13 protein-coding genes are annotated in these 18,428 nt (G+C 60.7%); 3 read left to right on the plus strand and 10 right to left on the minus strand.

The features are described 5' to 3' along the window. The first annotated feature begins 105 nt into the window (after window positions 1-105). A complete protein-coding gene (locus GT019_RS21875; RefSeq protein ID WP_161745404.1) occupies window positions 106-744 on the plus strand; it encodes a pyridoxamine 5'-phosphate oxidase family protein in 639 nt (212 codons plus the stop codon). A gap of 73 nt (window positions 745-817) precedes the next feature. Here the strand turns inward: GT019_RS21875 and GT019_RS21880 are convergent, their stop codons facing one another. Continuing rightward, entirely contained in the window at window positions 818-1,603 is a 786-nt protein-coding gene (locus GT019_RS21880) for a helix-turn-helix domain-containing protein (RefSeq protein ID WP_161745406.1), read from the minus strand. A gap of 228 nt (window positions 1,604-1,831) precedes the next feature. Between GT019_RS21880 and GT019_RS21885 the strand changes: the two genes are divergently transcribed. Then, on the plus strand, window positions 1,832-3,136 hold the full coding sequence (locus GT019_RS21885) for an aminotransferase class I/II-fold pyridoxal phosphate-dependent enzyme (protein WP_161745408.1): 1,305 nt from the start codon (window positions 1,832-1,834) through the stop codon (window positions 3,134-3,136). Between the two features lie 549 nt (window positions 3,137-3,685). Here the strand turns inward: GT019_RS21885 and GT019_RS21890 are convergent. Genes GT019_RS21890 through GT019_RS21900 form a run of 3 tightly spaced genes read right to left on the minus strand, consistent with a single transcriptional unit; the run spans window position 3,686 to window position 8,393 of the window. Beyond that, entirely contained in the window at window positions 3,686-4,726 is a 1,041-nt protein-coding gene (locus GT019_RS21890) for a glycoside hydrolase family 18 protein (protein ID WP_161745410.1), read from the minus strand. Continuing rightward, window positions 4,723-7,365 (minus strand): transglutaminase domain-containing protein, encoded by a 2,643-nt coding sequence (locus GT019_RS21895; RefSeq protein ID WP_161745412.1) that lies wholly within the window; start codon window positions 7,363-7,365, stop codon window positions 4,723-4,725. The genes GT019_RS21890 and GT019_RS21895 overlap by 4 nt, the downstream gene beginning before the upstream one ends. Then, a complete protein-coding gene (locus GT019_RS21900) occupies window positions 7,362-8,393 on the minus strand; it encodes a carbohydrate-binding family 9-like protein (protein WP_161745414.1) in 1,032 nt (343 codons plus the stop codon). Before GT019_RS21900 ends, GT019_RS21895 begins: the two co-directional genes overlap by 4 nt. A 103-nt stretch (window positions 8,394-8,496) precedes the next feature. Between GT019_RS21900 and GT019_RS21905 the strand changes: the two genes are divergently transcribed. After that, window positions 8,497-10,791, plus strand: a complete 2,295-nt coding sequence (locus GT019_RS21905) for a helix-turn-helix domain-containing protein (RefSeq protein WP_161745416.1) — start codon at window positions 8,497-8,499, stop codon at window positions 10,789-10,791. 77 nt (window positions 10,792-10,868) lie between these two features. Here the strand turns inward: GT019_RS21905 and GT019_RS21910 are convergent, their stop codons facing one another. From GT019_RS21910 to GT019_RS21935, 6 genes are all read right to left on the minus strand, one after another. Further along, entirely contained in the window at window positions 10,869-12,542 is a 1,674-nt protein-coding gene (locus GT019_RS21910; RefSeq protein ID WP_161745418.1) for a type 2 periplasmic-binding domain-containing protein, read from the minus strand. Between the two features lie 33 nt (window positions 12,543-12,575). Further along, on the minus strand, window positions 12,576-13,484 hold the full coding sequence (locus GT019_RS21915) for a carbohydrate ABC transporter permease (RefSeq protein WP_161745420.1): 909 nt from the start codon (window positions 13,482-13,484) through the stop codon (window positions 12,576-12,578). A gap of 15 nt (window positions 13,485-13,499) precedes the next feature. Beyond that, window positions 13,500-14,462, minus strand: a complete 963-nt coding sequence (locus GT019_RS21920) for an ABC transporter permease (protein WP_161745422.1) — start codon at window positions 14,460-14,462, stop codon at window positions 13,500-13,502. A gap of 547 nt (window positions 14,463-15,009) precedes the next feature. Further along, window positions 15,010-16,245, minus strand: a complete 1,236-nt coding sequence (locus GT019_RS21925; RefSeq protein ID WP_161745424.1) for an acyltransferase — start codon at window positions 16,243-16,245, stop codon at window positions 15,010-15,012. Between the two features lie 182 nt (window positions 16,246-16,427). Beyond that, complete coding sequence (locus GT019_RS21930) at window positions 16,428-17,759, minus strand: LLM class flavin-dependent oxidoreductase (RefSeq protein WP_161745426.1); 1,332 nt, start codon at window positions 17,757-17,759, stop codon at window positions 16,428-16,430. 39 nt (window positions 17,760-17,798) lie between these two features. Continuing rightward, window positions 17,799-18,278, minus strand: a complete 480-nt coding sequence (locus GT019_RS21935; protein WP_161745428.1) for a DinB family protein — start codon at window positions 18,276-18,278, stop codon at window positions 17,799-17,801. Window positions 18,279-18,428 lie beyond the last annotated feature (150 nt).

An 18,428-nucleotide genomic window follows, 5' to 3' on the forward strand; every position in this document is an offset into this window, starting at 1 on the left:
TTCTCTATGAAGTGGTCCAATAAAACTAATCATAATTGGATCTTTTTGATTGTCAATGCGCGGTGTATGCTAGGGGCTATCAATAGGAAGGCGGAGGAATGGAACATGCGCAGAACGGAATTCGAAGTTGACGAAAGCAGCAATCCGGAGGAAATCGCAAGCTTCATGGAGGAGATGAGCTTCGGCTTTCTCGGCACCGTCACGCCCGAGGGAGCGCCCGCGATGACGCCGCTTAATTTCGTCTACGTGAACGGGAAGGTCTATTTTCACGGCAGCCGGATCGGGGAGAAAATGACCCAGCTCAAAGCGAACGAGCGCGTCGCGTTCATGGCCGCGAAGGAATACGCGATCATCCCGTCGTACTTCAGCGACCCGCTGATGGCTTGCCCGGCGACGGCGTATTTCAAATCGGTGCGGCTCGACGGACGAGCCGTCGTGGTCGACGATCCCGCGGAAAAAGCCGCCGCGCTGGAAGCGCTCATGCGCAAGCTGCAGCCGGAGGGGGGCTACAAGACGATCGACGCGGCCGATCCGGATTACATTCCCCGGCTCAAGGGCGTCGCGGTCGTGCGCATCGACGCGGACCGGGTCAGCGGCAAGTTCAAATTCGGCCAAAACTTGAAGCAGCCCGCCCGCGAATCCATCACGGGCCAACTGGCCGAGCGCGATGCCCCGCTCGACGCGGAGACGATCGCGCTCATGAACCGCTATTGCCCGCATGCCGGAGGCGCGACCGGGGACTGAGCCCGCGATCGGCGCATGGCCCGGGCCGCTGCATGCAGAAAGCCCGCCGGCCGGCCGCCAAGGCGCAGCGCGCCTAGCGGATTTCCGACGGGCTTTTTCCCGTGTACTGCTTGAACTGCCGGCTGAAGAAGAAAATATCCCGGTACCCCAGCGCGTCCGCGACCTCCGTCACGTTCATCCCTGCATGCATGAGCAGATGCTGCGCCCGCTCGATCCGCGTCCGGATCATGTAGGATTGGACCGAGGTGCCGATCATTTCCTTGAATTTGATCGAGAAATACCTCGGGGAAAGCTGAGCCCTCGCGGCCAGATCCTCGACGCGGTGCGCGATGCCGGGATTTTGGCGGATGTAGTTGGCGACCTCGTGGATCGCTTCGGTCAATTGGTTGCTCGCCTTGCGTTCGACGGGGCCTTCCCGGTCCTCGCGCAGAAGATGGATGATGAGCTGCTTCAGAATCAGCTGCGCTTCCTCTTCGGCCGCGTACGTCTTGACGAGGAACAGCCGGACGTAGCGGGACAGCAAGTACTCGAAATCCACCGTCTCCTGAAGCATCCGGTACGATTGCGGGACGATGTCGACCGGCTCTTTGACGTCGAAATGAATGTACGTCAGCACGAGCGGCCGCTGCGGGTTATGCGTGGCGCTCGTGAAGTCGCCCGGCCGGAACAAGAAGCAGCTGCCCTTGCTGACGGGCACCGGCACGCCGTTCAGCAGCACTTCCCCGCTGCCGCTCCACACATAGAACAGGTCGTAATTGGCCAGCGGCTTCTCGCGCTTCTGCCACTTCCACCCCGGCTCGCACACGATCTTGGCGAAGGCCGGCTTTAATTGCAACGAATTCGGCGATACGTGAAGCATCCTTCAGCTTCCTCCCCCTCGCGGTAAACAATGTCGAAGCCATCATACAATACTGCGAAACCTTTGCCAACTTCGCCGCGGAAACGGACGGGCGATTTCAAATATTGTACGAAAAATAGCCGGGCGGTCATGGCCTTCCGCTCTTGGAAAGTGGTATAATATCACCTAAACGGTTTCCAGCCGGAAGCCAATTACGAGAATGATCTACCGGAAGGATGAATGAAGTCCATGAACCCACTTGCCCAGCAATTGAACGCGACGATTGAGCGCGAGAACGGCCACGTTTTCTCGATGTTATCCACACTCGGCAAAGCCCTCTATTTTCCGAAGGAAGGCATCTTAAGCCAATCGGCCGAAGCAAAAGCGAAGGCGAAGAAATTCAACGCAACGATCGGCATCGCGATCGAGAACGGTCAGCCGATGCATCTGAAGGTCATCCAAGACACGCTGTCCGCCTACAATCCGAAGGATCTGTACGAATACGCGCCTCCGGCCGGAAAGCCCGAGCTGCGCACCGCATGGCGCGCCAAGATGCTGAAAGAGAACCCGTCGCTTGCGAACAAGACGTACGGCAACCCGATCGCGACCAACGCGCTCACGCATGGCCTCAGCATCGTTGCGGACCTGTTCGCGGACGCAGGGGACGCCGTCATCATTCCGAACAAAAACTGGGAAAATTACGAGCTGACCTTCGGCGTGCGCCGCGGGGCATCGATCGTCGAATATCCGCTGTACGACGGCGACAACCGCTTCAACAGCCAAGGGCTGCGCGAAGCGCTGCTGGCGCAGAAGAGCAAAGGCAAAGCCATCGTCGTCCTGAACTTCCCGAATAACCCGACGGGCTATACGCCGGGCGCGGAAGAAGGCGCCGAGATCGTCGCGGCGCTGCGCGATGCCGCCGAAGCCGGCATCAACGTCGTGGCCGTCACCGACGACGCCTACTTCGGGCTCTTCTTTGAAGGGTCGATGCATGAGTCGCTGTTCGGCCAGCTGGCCGGCGCGCACCCGCGCATCCTGCCGATCAAGGTCGACGGCGCGACGAAGGAAGAGTACGTATGGGGTTTCCGCGTCGGTTTCATCACCTACGCGGACGGTTCCGACGCGGTACTGAGCGCCCTGGAGCAGAAAACGCTCGGCATCATCCGCGCGACGATCTCGAGCGGACCGCATCCGTCGCAGACGTTCGTGCTGAAGGCGCTGCAGTCGCCGGACTTCGAAGCGCAGAAGGAAGAAAAGTTCGCGATCATGAAAGGCCGCGCCAACACCGTGAAGAACCTGCTCGACAGCGGCCGCTACGGAGACGTTTGGAGCTATTATCCGTTCAATTCCGGCTACTTCATGTGCCTGAAGCTGAACGGCGCGGAAGCGGAAGCCGTGCGCATGCGCCTGCTCGACGAGTACGGCATCGGCACGATCGCGCTCGGCGAGACCGACCTGCGCGTCGCGTTCTCCTGCATTGACGAAGAGAACCTCGAAGAGCTGTTCGATACGATTTACAAAGCCGCTCAAGAGGTGGGCGTGGCGGCCAAGTAAGGCCCCGGTTTTGCGATCAGGCTCCGGTTTTGCGATCAGGCTCCGGTTTTGCGATGGGCGCTCCCGTGGTGCTCCCATTCGCAAAACCTGCGCGGCAGGTTTTAAAAGAAAGTCGTTCCCGGTTGCCACGGGGACGGCTTTTTAGTGCGTTGAGCGGCTCCGGTTTCGCCACGGGCGCTTTCGTGGTGCTTCGCACCAAAGTCGGGCTCCGGTTTTGCGATGGGCGCTCTCGTGGTGCTCCGCACCAAAGTCGCTCCCATTCGCAAAACCTGCGCGGCAGGATTTAAAAGAACGTCGTTCCCGGTTGCCACGGGGACGGCTTTTTAGTGCGTTGAGCGGCTCCGGTTTTGCCACGGGCGCTCCCGTGGTGCTCCGCACCAAAGTCGGGCTCCGGTTTTGCGATGGGCGCTCCCGTGGTGCTTCGCACCAAAGTCGCTCCCATTCGCAAAACCTGCGCGGCAGGTTTTTAATAATGAAAACGTGGCTGCCCGAAGTAGTTGATCTACTTCGGACAGCCACGTTTTTTATATACACCCTACAATCATATTATCAGACACCCGACCGAAGACCGCGGTGCATCGCGTCCAGCAGGCGATGCGTTTGGTCCAGGCCGTATTCCCAGAACATGAGGCCGGCGAGGCCGTTGGTTTTGACATAGTCGCATTTATGTCCGACCGATTCCTCGTCGTCATAGGAGATGAAGCTGCTGCCGTTGAAGAGATACGGCGCGCGGGCCTCCTCGTCCCAATGGCGGACGTAACCGTTCTTGCCGATGTAGTCCGACGCGAGCTCCGTGAAGTCCGGGCCGTAGCCGCCGGTGCCGGCCGCCATCTGGTGCAGACCGCGATTCCGCTCGGGCACGCCGTTCCACATGCGGGAGTAGAAGGCGACGCCCATGACCAGCTTCTCCCGAGGCACGCCGGCCGCCAGGAACAGCTTGACGGACGCGTCCGCGCTGATGCGGAACAGATCGCCCGGCGGGGTATACAGGTTCGTGTGGTGGCCGGTCAGGATTTGGAACCCGCCGCGCATGTCGTAGGTCATCAGCTGCACGTAATCCAAGTACCGCTGCGCCCGGTCCATCTCCGTCCCGTCCACGTAATACTGATCGGCTCCGGCGGCGATCGTCAGCAGATAACGGCGTCCGTCCTGCGCGCCTTTGGCGTCCAGCGCTTCGCGGATCGCCTGCAGCAGCAGCGTGAAATTCGCCTTGTCGTCGGGGCTTGATGCGATATCCGCTTCGCCGTAGCAAGGATACTCCCAGTCGAGGTCGATGCCGTCGAACGGGAATTCCGCCAAGACGCGTATCGCCGAAGCCGCCATGCTGGCCCGCCCCGCCTCCGTCGACGCCGCTTCCGAGAACCCGCCCGCTCCCCAGCCGCCGACGGACAGCAGGACCCGAAGCCCGGGATGATCGCGCTTGATGTCCGCCAGACAACCCAGATGCTTCAAGTGTCCGATATGAATTTCATCCTCGCGCACATGGCCGAAGGCCACGTTCACATGCGTTAATTTGGCCAGGTCCTCCCGCGTCGTCCGGGGAAGCTGGCTGTCGACGACATAACCGACGATATAAGGCTGCGGCGTCATGCTTGAGCACCTCCTTCCATAGTAACCGAGCTTAAGCCGGACAGCGCGCGGAGCGCTTCCTTTCCGGTGCCGATCTTGTAGCCCGAGGCCGCGTAGCGGATCCGGCGTTCCCCGTCCACGACGAAGAGATGCGGGAAGCCCGCTTCGCTTGCCGGCGGCCGCGAGATCGCGTCCGGCATCGCCGCCGACGTCGAATCCCGTACGAAGACGACGGCAGCCGGCAGCTTCGGATAGTGGGACGGGTCGAACGAAGCGGTCCACTCGGCGTCGCCGACGAGGAGCACGATCGGCGTCCCAAGCTCCGCGAACCGATCGGCGAGCTCGCCAAGCTCGCGAAGCAAATGCTTGGTCGGCTCCCGTTCCGGTTCGATCCATGCCGCGATCGCGCCATCCTGACCGAGCAGCGCCTCCAGCCGCTTGCCAGTTCCGTCCGGCAGCGCGACCGCAGCCGAGGCATCCAGCGTCCCCAGCACGGGCAGCTCGGCTTCCGCCTCCCGATAGGTCAGCGCGACGCTCGTCTCCTCCCCGGCGCGCACCGCGAAATACGCGAACCGCACCCGCACGGTGCCGTCCTTCAGACGCACGCCCGTCGTCAGCCGGTACGAGCCCGGCTCCGCCTCGAACGGCTTATCGTACACGTCGGTCTTGCCGTGCGGATACAGCAGCGTTTTGTAGACGCCGTTTTCCAATCGGGCGAACGTGAAGTTCTCGGCATAGGCCGCGGCCGGCGCTTCCGCCGGCGCCTCGGCATCCCGCAGCAGACGCAGCGTTCCCGGATGCGCAGCTGCTTGCTCCAACGCGGCGTCTTCGTCCATGACCGCATACTGCCAGCTGCCGCCGGCCCTAAATTGCGGCTTCTGCTCGCTCGGCTCCAGCCGCGCCGGGATGCCCAGACTGCGGCAAACCGCCACGAACAGAATCGCCAGCGACATGCGGTCGCCCTTCATCAGGTTGAAGGTGCCGGCCGGGTTTCCCTTTCCCTTCAAGTTCGGAAGGTCTTCCTCTCGCGCGTAGCCCTCGCCCAGCTTGCGGGCCAATGCGCTTGGCTCCGCCCGGAAAGCCGTAACCTCCGCTTCGGTGAACGCCGAACGGAATAACCTTCTGTACGGCACGATCATCTCGTGCAGCACGCGCGGACAGAGGACATAGGGAACGAATACGTCCTCCGGCAGCTCCCCCCGCCGGTCCAAAGCGCCTAACAGGTGATCTTCGAGCGCCGGACGGAACGTATCGGTCAGATCCTTCTCGTTCAGGCTCTCCAGCAGCAGCAGCGCCCACTGTCCATGTACGGCGGCATGCTCGCGGAGAAACGCGGCGATCTCGCGGCTGTTGCCGCGCGCTTTGCGCAGCACGTCCCATACCCGGTCCGCCGGCAGTCCGGTCGTCCCGGCCAGTTCGGCCGCTTGAACCTCGTTCAGGAACGTCGCCTCGTAGGCGGCGCGAATCCTCGCGCCTTCTTCGAGGCGGCGGTTATGACGCGAGATCGTCTCCTCGGGCAGCGATTCGCCCGCCTCGCCCTCGCGTTCCGGCGGAGGCGTCATGTCCAGATCGACCGTGCCGACGGTCAGCCCGGCGCTGGCAAGCACGATCTCTATGCGATCGGCATCGGCGACGGCGGCAGCTTCGCCCCATCGACCATCCTTCGCCGCGCGGATCAACAGATCCCCGTAACCGGTGATCAGCACGGCCTCTCCCCGCTCGTTCGTCGGCAGCGTGGCGATCGGTTGAAACTCCGCCATATTGTACAGCTCGAACCGCACTTGGGCGCCGCTCGCCGGCATCCCCTGCTCATCCTTCACCGCGACGGTCAGCGTCCGCGCCGGCGCGTAGTTCGCCAGCAGATTGATCTCCGTAAACCGTTCGTGGGCAAGCGTGATGTCTTCCGGCCCCCTGTAGTCTCCGGCGATTCGCGTGTTGACGAGCATGGCCCGCCGAGCCGGCGGACTGAACCAGCCTTGATTCAAGCGGGCTTCCGGCTCGCAGGCGCCGAAGTAATGCCATGTGCCGTCCGCCCAGGCTTCCACCCATGCATGGTTGCTGTCGCAATGCGCCCAGAGCGGAGTGTAGACCTGCCTCGCCGGAATCCCGATGCTGCGCAGCGCGGCGACCGCGAGGGTCGATTCCTCGCCGCACCGGCCGCGCGCGTTGCGGATCATGGAAAGCGGCGACAGCGTCCGCAGATCGCTGCCGACGTAGACCGCCTTCTCGTGACACCAATAGTTCGTCTCGAGGATCGCGTCCGCCATCGTGAGCGGCAGCGTGCGTTCCGCCAATTCGGCATGCAGCACGCCGCGCGAATCCTCGATATTCTCCGTATTCACCCGATAAGGCAGGACGAATGCAAGAAACAAACGATCGGGCACGCGAGTCCCCCACGGCATCCGTTCGCGAATCTCGAGCGTCTTGCGCACATGGCTCAGAAATAAGCGCCCGTCGTAATCGGCCAAGTCGTTGACCGGCATGTACGCGTACAAATATTTCAGCGCCCAGGCTTCTTCTTCCGTCAGCGCTTCCTCGAACACGCCGAACAATTCCCGTTCCCGCGGTCGCGCGACCGCCCGTTTCTCTTGGAGCTTGCGCTCGATGCTCGCCATCTCCTCGTGATCCAAATCAAATGCGCAGGGCTGTTTCGTCGTCATCGTATCGGCTCCTTCCATAGCTTTCCGTCTTCGCGGATGCAGTAGACCGCGGTCCCGTCCGAGGAAGGCGCCGCGATCTGAAACATGCTTCGCGTCGTCTCGATTACGGGTTCGATCTCCAAGGCTTCCCCGCCCGTCAACAGCCGCAGGTCGTCCGTAAACGAACCGTGGGCTTCGCAATAGTTCCGTTCCTTGTAATACAGCCTGCGCAGTTCCCATTTGACGCGTTCATCGGGCGGCAGCGCGAAGGAGGCCGGGCCCTCTTCGTCCGCGAACGCCACGTAGCCCCAGAGCTCCGGGTAATGCATGTTGACGAGGCCCATCGGCGACCATACCCAGTTATCCTCCGGGAAAGGCTTGCCCGTCCCGGGATCCAGTACCTTGCGGTACTCGCCGTCCCGTATTTCCGCCCGCCACTCGACGCGGGAGAAGTTGACGCGCCAGAACTCGCCCTTGGCCGGGCGGCGGCCTTCCGGCGCGCACTCCTTCAAGCTGGACCACGGCAGGGCGACCTCGATGCTCCACATCCGGTTATCGGCCTGCGGCCGGTTCAGTTCGCCGTCGATGTGCACCGCCGTCCGAAGCCCGGCGATATCCCACCCGTTCACGGCCGGGCCGCCGTCTCGGTACGGCTTCGGGAGCAGCAGGTCCCAGACGGTGTTCAGCGCGTTGATCTCGAACTCGTAGTACAGATGCGAGTCGCCGTCCGGATCGATGAAGATTTCAAAATCGTTGTCGTGAAAGATGACCGAGTCCCGCTCCGTGAGCGTCGCCCAGATCTGGTCTTCGATCAGCTCCGCCGCGAAATAAAAATAGTCGTCGTCCCACAGCATCTTGACCCGCGTCCGCTTCGCGGGCTTCGGACGGAGATCGCCTTCGATGTCGACGAAATCCGCCGTCCATTCCGCGTCCGACCAGAACGGTTTGTCGACGCGGCCGTCCAAGACGAGCGGCCCCGGGGCGCGTTTGCACAGGTAATGATTAGGCTGATAGGCGATCTGCGGTTCAGGTACTCCGCTTCGAATCATGTCGTTCCCTCCGGGCGGGGATGTTCAAACCCCGTTTTTGTTGTTATTATGTAAACAAATTGGAGCACGTTGGGCATCCAGCAAGGAGGCAGGCCGAGTAAGCATGACCTATTTTAAATCCAGGCTGTTTTTGAAATACATCTGGTCCTACTTGTTTATTTTACTGATCCCCTTGGTGTTTCTGACCGTCTTTATCTATCACAACGCCGTCACGAACCTGCGCACCGAAATCGAGCAATCGCGTCTCGCCCAGTTGACGCAGGCCAAGGTCATCGTCGACGGGCGGATGAAAGAGCTTGGCGAAATCGCCTCCCGCATCTCCTACGACAAACGGCTGACTCCGTACCGGGTGCACGACCCGATCTACAGCGGGGAAGCCATAACCGCCCTCGATCAATACAAAGCGACCAGCTCCATCATCGGCGAGATTTACCTGTACTTTCATCAGGACGGCAAAATCTACTCCAGCAAAGGCCTGAACGACTACGACGTGTTCGCCGAGAACGTCCGCTTCCGCAGCTGGGACAAGGATGCCCTGTACCGGGATCTGAATACCTTCCGTTACCCGACGATGCGCGCGTCCGACAGCGTCAGCAAGCCGAACGGCATGCAGGAGACCATGCTGGCATACCTGATTCCGATTACGCCGAACAACCCGAATCCGCACGGAACGGTCATGTACCTGATCAAGGAACCGGAGCTGACGGGCCTCATCGATTCCATCCTCGGCAATTACCAAGGCTTGACGTACATCCTGGACAACCAAGGCCGTCCGCTCGTGGACAACCGCCAAGGCGAGGCGCTGTCCGCCGCCGAGGCGAAGTCCCTGTTCGATACGCTGACGCCCGGCATCTACGACCGTACCTTGAACGGCAAACCCCATTCGATCGTGTCCGTCAAATCGGAATCGAACGGCTGGACGTACGTGACGATCATGCCGAGCGCCCAGTTCTTCAGCAGCGTCCTGCACGTGCGCAGCTTCATCATCATGCTGTTCATCATCGTGGTGATCGCCGGAGCCGGCATCGCGCTTCTCCTGGCCAGGGCGCAGTACCTGCCGATCTCGACGCTCGTCGCGTTCGCGGCTTCCAAGTCGGCGGCCAAACGGCCGGGCACGGCGGACGGCGCGTCCGGCAACGAGCTGGACCGGATTCGAAGCGCCCTGCAGGAGTACAGCTCGCGCATCGATCTCCAAGAGCCTTTCGCCCGCAATCACTTCCTGTCCTTGCTGCTCAAATACGGCAATGCCCAGAGCTTGACGCCCGAGCTTCAGGACGCCTTCGATTTGAGCTTCGACCGCGCCAGGCACTTCGTCCTCGTGGCCGGCTGGGAGCAGGACGGGGAACTCGGAAGAGCGGAGCGGCAGGAGATCGCCGAGCTGCTCGCCCAGCTGGAATTCCCGGAACTGGCCGCCCAAGGCTACGGCGTCGAGCTGTCGCAGCCGGATCAATTCGGCCTCATGCTCAGCTTCGATCCCGGCAGCGGCACCGAAGAATTCGAACAGGTCCGGAAGATCGTCGAAGCCGTGCGGAGCATGATGCTGGAAGCGTTCGATTTCATCCCGGTCATCGGCGTCGGAACCTGTTACGCGAGTCCCGATCAACTGAACCAATCGTTCATCGAAGCCTGTTCGGCCTTCGAGCTTCGGATGTCTTCCGGCAGCGGCACCGTGACCTACTTCGAGAAGCTGTCCTACACGTCGGATCAAGCGGTCTGGATTCCGGCCAACACGCTCATGAAGCTCGCCCAAAGCCTGAAGCAGGGCAATTACGACGTGTCGGCGCAGATGATCCAAGACGCCGTTCGCGGGCTGCAGCACTCCGAGCTGTCCGCGCTGCTCATGCGCTGCGTCTGCTTCGACCTGCTGAACACGATCCTGAAGACCGCTTCCGAGCTCGGCCATCACCGCCTGCTTCAGGAAATGGCGCCTAACGCGGCTTACGGCAAATCGCTGGACGAGCTAGAGCGCGGCCTGCTGAACCTGGCCGCCCAGCTCTGCAACCAGGTGGAGCAGACCCACCGGAAGGAAGAGCAGTCGGTCATCGACCGGATCGCCGCCTATATCGACGTTCATTATGTCGACGCCAACTTGAGCCTGGAGACGGTCGCGTTCGAATTCGGCATCTCGCCTTCCCACCTCAGCCGCTCCTTCAAGGAAAAGCTGGGCTTGAATTTTATCCAATACATCTGGAAACGCAGGTTGGAGCAGGTCATGCACCGGCTCGCGACGACCGGCGAACCGCTGAAGGACATCATCTTGACGGTCGGCTATCTGGACACGCCGAACTTCATTCGCAAATTCAAGAAGGAAACCGGCTATACCCCCGGCCAATACCGGAAAATGTTCGCCGCCGGAAACGGCTTGGCCGAATCGGCCGCGGACGCCGAAGACCTGTAAACATGCCGTAAACACGCGAAGCCAACTCCCGGTCGAGGCGACCGGGCAAGTTGGCTTCTTTTCCGTGCGGCAATCGCTTATTTACCCGCGTTCCACTTGTCGTAGGCGCCTTGATACAGCTCCGCGATCCGGTCGCCGCCCATTTTTTTGATCTGGGCGACGTACTTGTCCCAACCGGACATCGGTTCTTGCCCCGTGACGAATTTCGCTTCCATCTGCGTCACGTACGTGTTCAGATCGGACAGCAGCGTCGTCGCTTCGGTCTGCTCCTCGTTCGTCAGGTAGACGTTCGGGAACGGCGCCTTGCCGATCGGCGTCAGCTTCTCCGCGTTTTCCTTCGCGAGCCATGCGTCGAATTCGCTTCCCAGCCCCTTCGTAAGCTCGCTGGAGCTCATGCCCGGCGTGAGGATGCCGTAGTTCGGCGTCAGCTTCCCGCGGTACTCCTCGCGGTCTCCGCCTCCCGGAACCGGCAGCCATTCTTTCTCGTGCGTCGCTTTGTCTTTGTATTTCCACAGCGTGTTTTCCGGCCCTTGGGCGAACAGCGTCGCGCCGTCGTACCCGTACAGGTAATCGATCCAGCGCATCGTCGCTTCCGGCGCCGGGTCCTTGCTCGTAATGGCGAAGGTGCCGTTGGTGGAAATGCCCGGGTGCTTGCCGTACACCGGCGAACCGGCAATCTCGCTCTTCACCGGCGTCATCATCGGGTTGTCGCCGCTCGGCTCGCCGCCGAGCGTGAAGTACGGGAACCAATCGTTGAACAGCGCGATCTGGTTGTTCTGCCCTTTGGCCTTCTTCTGCTCCGGCGTTTGCGAGAACGTCTCGTGGTCGAGCAGCTCGTCCTTCCACAGGCGGTTCATGAACGTCAAGTAGCCTTTGTAGCCTTCTTCCTGAGGCGTATAGTGCACCTTGCCGTCCTTGTCCGAGTATACCGCCTCGTCGTAGATGCCCCAGAAGCCCAGGAAGAACATCCGCAGGTCATCCAGCTTGACGGAGGTCAGCGGAATTTCGTCCGGCTTGCCGTTGCCGTTCGGGTCCTCGTTCTTGACGCGCTTCAGGTAATCGTACAGCTCGTCCGTCGTCTTCGGCAGCTCCGTCACCTTCAGCGCTTGGAGGAACTTGCCGTTGTACCACATCGGGCTGCGGTACCAGACCGCGGAGAGATCGATGTTGGGCAGCGCGTACATATGGCCGTCCGGCGTCGTGAACGACTTGCGGATGTCCGGATGCTCGTCGAAGATCTTCTTCAGGTTCGGCGCATAGCCCTCGTCGATGTATTTCTCCAAAGGAATCAACACGCCCTGCGTGCCGTAGGTTACTTGCTCCGCCGGCTTCAGATCGGCGCCGTAGAAGACGTCCGGCAGGTCGCCGCTCGCGAAGACGAGGTTCTTCTTGGCTTCGAAGCTGTCGATCGGCGCAAGCTGATACTCGAACTTGACGCCGGTCAGCTTCTCCATTTCCTGAAGCACGGCCATCTGTTTCCAGTCCGCGACGCCCGCGTCCTGCGACATCATCGTCAGCGTGAGCGCCTTGTCCACGATCGGAAAGCCGTCCTTTTTCACGCCGTTCGCTTCCGTTCCGGCGTTCGCGTTCGTTCCATTGCCCGCGTTCGCTCCGTTTTCCGCGTTCGCGGCTCCTCCCGAATCGTTGGCCGGCGCGCCGTTCTTCTCGTTCCCGGAGCTGCAGGCCGCCAACATGGCCGCCGTCAGGGTAAGACTCAGTACGATCGATGAAGGCTTGCGAAGATTTTTCATTCGAACATCCCCCTTAATTTGATTATGGCAAGATCAGCCCTTTATGGAACCAATCATAACACCCTGCACGAAGTAACGCTGAAGGAACGGATAGACGGCTATCACGGGAACGGTCGCCACGATGATCACGGCATATTTGACCAACGCCGCGATTTCCGCCTTGGTGTTCATCGCCGTGGCCGTGGACGAATCGATCACCCCGCCGCCCTGCGCGCTCATTTCCTGCAGCACGAGGATCTGGCGCAGCACCAGCTGCAGCGGGTATTTGGCGTTGTCGTTCAAGTAGATCAGCGCCGAGAAATAGCTGTTCCAATTGCCGACGCCGTAGAACAGCGCCATGACCGCGATAATCGGCATCGACAGCGGCAGAATGATGCGGACGAACAGCTTCATGTTCGTCGCGCCGTCGATCTGGGCCGCCTCCTGCAGCTCCCTCGGAATGGAGCTTTGGAAGAACGTGCGGGAGACGATGATGTTCCAGATCGAAGCGGCCGAAGGGAGCACGATCGCCCATACCGTATTGACCATGTGCAGCTGTTTGACGAGCAGGTACGTCGGGACCAAGCCGCCGCCGAAAAACATCGTGACCATGAACATGCCGGTAAAAAAGTGGCGTCCGACGAAATCCTTTCGGCTCAGCGCGTACGCCGCCGGCAGCGTCACCGCCAGGTTGATCGCGGTTCCGAGCACCGTGTACACGATGGTGTTCCAGTAGCCGATCCAGATATTCGAATTCTCGAGCACCCTTTGGTACCCGTCGAACGTAATGCCCTTCGGCCACAACCACATCTCGCCGGAGGCGACGTACTTCGGATCGCTGACGGAGGCGCTGACGATATACACCACGGGATAAAACACGATCAGGAAAGCAGCGAATACGTAGAGGTAATTACAGATCAAAAACAGTTTGTCCCGTCCGGTTTCTTTCACGCCGGTTAACATTCGCGTCCCTCCTCCCTACCACAAACTATTCTCGCTCGTCCGGCGGACGATCTGATTCACGAGCACCAGCAGCGCCGCATTCACCACCGAATTGAACAGCCCGATCGCCGTCGAGAAGCTGTACTGCGCATCCACGAGTCCCGAGCGGTAGACGAACGTCGAGATCACGTCCGACGAATCCATGTTGAGCGGGTTTTGCAGCAGCAAGATCTTCTCGAAGCCGACGCCGAACAAGCTGCCCATGTTCAAGATAAGCAAGATCGTCATCGTCGGGAGCAGGGTCGGAACGTTGATATGGCGGACGCGCTGGAAACGCGATGCCCCGTCGATGATGGCCGCTTCGTGCAGTCCGGGATCGACGCCCGAGAGCGCCGCCAAATAAATGATCGTTCCCCAGCCCGCGCTCTGCCAAACGCCGGACAGGACGTACATCGTCTTGAACCAGCGGGGATCGGTCAGGAAATCCGGCGAGCCGAACCCCAGCCCTTCGATTAACCGGACGATCATTCCGGTCGACGGGGACAGGAAGGTAATGATCATCCCGGCCATGACGACGACCGATATGAAATGCGGCGCGTACGTCACCGTCTGGGCCAGCTTCTTGAAGAAGCCCGTTCTCACCTCGTTGAACGCGAGCGCCAGGATAATCGGGATCGGAAATCCGACGGCCAGCTCGTACAAGCTGATGCTCAGCGTGTTCCAGATCAAGTCCCAGAAGTAATAGGAATGGAAGAAGCGCACGAAGTGATCGAAGCCGACCCACGGGCTTCCCAGGATTCCCTTTGTCGGAATGTAATTCTTGAACGCGATTTGAATGCCGTACATCGGCCCATAGGAGAAGATAAGGAAGTAGAGGAACGCCGGCGCAACGAAGAGATACAATTCCCAGTTGCGGACGATCTTCTTCCATAGGCTTCGATTGGGCGGTACGGTTTCGGACGATGTGCCTCTTGCGATGACAGCATCCGTATCCTGCATAGGATCACTCCCTTCTGAATTGGTAGGTTACGTTGTCGGCTCATCATTATGTAAGCTTACCTGACGCGTTCACATCCTCAACGATAGAGGACGGCAAGCGCAGCGTAAATATGTCATTTCCCTCATTTCGTTGAAAGCGCTCTACTTCAGGCTTGGCGCAAGTTTGGCCTATCCGCCCGACAGGCGGACAATATGTCGTTTTTGCGGGGTTGCAGGCTGCACCGGCGTTGAAAGCAATTTTGGCCAATCGGGCCGGACTGGGCGGCAGCCCGCAAAACGACCGTTTCGACCCGCATCGAACGGTCCGGAAGGCTACGCGACGCGATAGCAAAAATGACATATCAAAAAGGCCGCTCCGCCCGGAGCAGCCTGCTGTGCTTCTTCCTGCTATGGAAGTTTTCGTATGCTGATACTGAATGCTTCGGATATCGAAGGCTTCGGATATTGAACGTCCTCTTACGCTCCTATGGTTGCGCGAGCCGCCGCACGAGGGAAATGTGCTTGCGCTTCTTCCCTTGGCGGAAGCTTTCCCATCGCCCGAAGCTCCTTATTCCGTCGCTTCCGTTAGCCGCCTGTCGGCTGCCTGGCCGTTCTCGGCCTCCGCTTCCGCCGCGGACTCGAGCTTCGGGCGGAATTTGGCCGGCGCCTGCCCCAGGACGAGCCAAGCGCCGCGGATATAGCGATGTGCGAGAAGCAGGACGAGCACGGAGGCGACGAGCGCGAAGACGAAGCCGCCCGCCGTCCAGAGATGATAGACGAGCGGCTGTCCGCTTGCCGGCTTCAGCCGGTGGTACAGCAGCAGAAAGAACGGATGCACGAGGTACAAGCCGAACGAAAGCGCGCCGAGATCGGACAGCACGGCGGACAGGGGACGGGCGGCCCGCAGCTTGGCGAGCCGGAAACAAGCGAACAAGAGGACAAGGGTGGTCAGAACCGTGAACAGGTTGTAGCCGATCTCGAACCAATAGCCGTTCGGCGTCGACGCGCCGGTGCGGTACGCGATATACATGCCCAGGAATCCGGCGGTCGCGGTCAGCCATAGAAGCGCAGCCGCCGTCAACATGCCGGCTCTCCGGTGCCGATTCGCGCCGTCGCTGCCTCGAAACCAATGCGCCAACCGGTCGGACCGCATGCCCAGGTAGGCGCCGATCAGGAACGCCGCGAAATACGAAAAGGCCCAGCTCCCTTTCGCGTCCATATGCCAGTAGTTCCGGTTCAACAGGTAGAAGCCCCATTGGACGGCGAAGCCGAGCGGAACGGCCAGCCGGACCGGCAGGCGAAGCTTCTGGAAGAGCAGCAGCAAGATCGGAAACAAGGCATACAGCTGAATGGTGATCGCAACGTAATACAAGTGGGGGTACGCTTTGCCGGTCAGCAGATGCTCTCCGAACAGCCGCAGCATCTCGATGGACTCCCGCGAGCGGTGCTTCAGCGCGTTCTCGACCAGCTCGTAACCCAGCGATACGAACGCGTACGGCACGATCAGCTGCAAGAATCGCTTGCTGTAAAACGTCCGAAGCCCGGAGAACGTCAACGGCCGATCGCCATAATTATAGAAGAGCACGAAGCCCGAGAGGAAGATAAACGCCGGCACGCAGAAGAGCGAGAACGTGTTGAGGATGATGTATGCATCCCGCGGCAAGGAATTTTGCACGGTCACCACGGCCGAGGACGTCGCATGCACCATCATCACGCCCAGTATCGCGATGCCCCGCAGCATCTCGAGCTCCGGCACCCGCTCTTTGCGCGGCAGTCGCTCGGCGGCATCCTGTCTCGTCGTCATCGTGGCCTGTCCTCCCTTCCGGCGCGCCGTTGGACGGCCTTGCTTATTTATACTGTTTTCAAAATGATTTGAAACTATAAGCCGCGCGGAAAAAAATTACAACGATACGGGAAAAGGCAGCTCCGCAAAGGTCTTCGACCCGCGAAACTGCCTCCGCTGCCGCGCGAATGGCGGCCCGTCTATTAAATGGATGCTTCTTCCTTCGCGTACCGGTTGGCCGGGATCGCCAGACCCAAGTTGCCGCGGAGCGTGCCGCTCTCGTATTCCGTGCGGAACAAGCCGCGCTCCTGCAGGATCGGCACGACGAGATCCACGAAGTCCGTCAAGCCGTTCGGGACGGACTCGGCCAGCATGAAGCCGTCGGCCGCGCCGCGAACGAACCATTCCTCGAGGATGTCCGCGACCTGCTCCGGCGTGCCGATGAACTTGCTTCTCGGCGTGGCGGATTGAATCGCGACCTGGCGCAGCGTCAGGTTGCGCTCCTTGGCATCGCGCTTGATCTTGTCCGTGCCGCTCTGGAAGCTGTTGCGGCCGAGGTCGCCAAGGTCCGGAAACGGCTCGTCGAGCGGATATTGGGAGAAATCGTGATGCTCGAAAAACCGGCCGAGGTAGTTCAGCGCCGTCTCGATCGTCACGAGATTGGCGACCTCTTGGTATTTGCGCTCCGCTTCTTCCGCCGTCGCGCCGATGATCGGCCCGATGCCCGGGAAGACGAGCACGTCGTCCGCCGAGCGGCCGAAGGAGACCGCCCGCGCTTTCACGTCTTGGTAGAACGCGATCGCGTCCTCGATCGTCTCATGCCCCGTGAAGATGGCATCGGCTTCCTTGGCCGCGTAGTTTTTGCCGACCTCCGAGGAGCCCGCTTGGAAAATGACCGGCCTTCCCTGCTTGGAGCGCGCGATGTTAAGCGGCCCTTTCACCGAGAAGAACTCGCCCTCGTGGTTCAAAGCATGGACCTTCGCCGGGTCGAAGAACACCCCGGTCGCCTTATCCCGCACGAACGCGTCGTCCTCCCACGAATCCCACAGCCCCCGCGTCACGTCCAGGTATTCCGTCGCGATCCGGTAGCGCAGATCATGCTCGGGATGCTCCTTCTTGCCGTAATTCAGCGCCGAGCCCTCCAGCGGCGACGTGACGATGTTCCAACCGGCGCGTCCGCCGCTCAATACGTCCAGCGAACCGAACTGGCGCGCCACCGTGAACGGTTCGCTGTACGACGTCGAGAGCGTCCCGACGAGACCGATGTTCTTGGTGACCGAAGCAAGCGCGCTGAGCAGCGAGATCGGCTCGAAACGGTTCTGAAAATGCGGAATCGATTTCTCGTTGATATACAGGCCGTCGGCGATGAAGATCAGATCCAGCTTGCCCGCCTCCGCCTTCTGCGCCCATTGCTTGTAAAGCTCGAAATTCACGCTGGCGTCCGGCTGTACGTCCGGATGACGCCACATCGCGGGATTGCCGCCCACGCCGTGCAGCAGGGCGCCGAGTTTCAGTTGTTTCCGCGGTTTGCTCATCGATTTCTCCTCCTTTATGCGCTGCGGGCTGCCGCAGCTTCACACGACGACGTATGCCGACGCGATGCGTTCGATTTGCGCGATATGGTTATGCACGTGCTTGACGAAGCCCCAGACGACGTCGCGAAGCGCAACCGTCTCGTCCTTGAAGTTGATGCCCGTCTTGGCCCAATCCTCTGGCGCAAGCCGTTTCAGCAGGAGTAGGTTGTACGTCAGATAAGCCTCGTAGAAAGCCAAAATGTCGCCGGCCGCGCCTTCGTTGGCACGCCCGGACGCCACCCATGCGTCCTGCTTGAAGCCGGGCAGCTTCGCCTCCGAGCCCGACACGATCTCGCGGATCCGAAAACCGACGACGATCGCGTGATCCGCCAGATGCGACAGCACCTCCGTCACGCTCCACACGCCGGGCGCCGCTTTCCATGTCAGCTGATCCTCGGTCAAGCCCGCGATCGTCTGTTTCAACTGCTGATGAAGCACCGAATAATCGAAAAGCAGCGTTTCAATGGGATTGGCCGTCATGTTTGGACCTCCTAAAGTTTTTCGAGCGAAGCGGGCGCCGAGTTATCCGGCGCGATAGAAAAACCGCTTCGGAAGCATAGGCTGCGTTTTTCGAGCGAAGCGGGCGCCGAGCTATCCGGCGCGATAGAAAAACCGCTTCGGAAGCATAGG

The sequence above is a fragment of the Paenibacillus glycinis genome (assembly GCF_009909185.1).
In the GTDB taxonomy this organism is placed as follows: Bacteria; Bacillota; Bacilli; order Paenibacillales; family Paenibacillaceae; genus Paenibacillus_Z; species Paenibacillus_Z glycinis.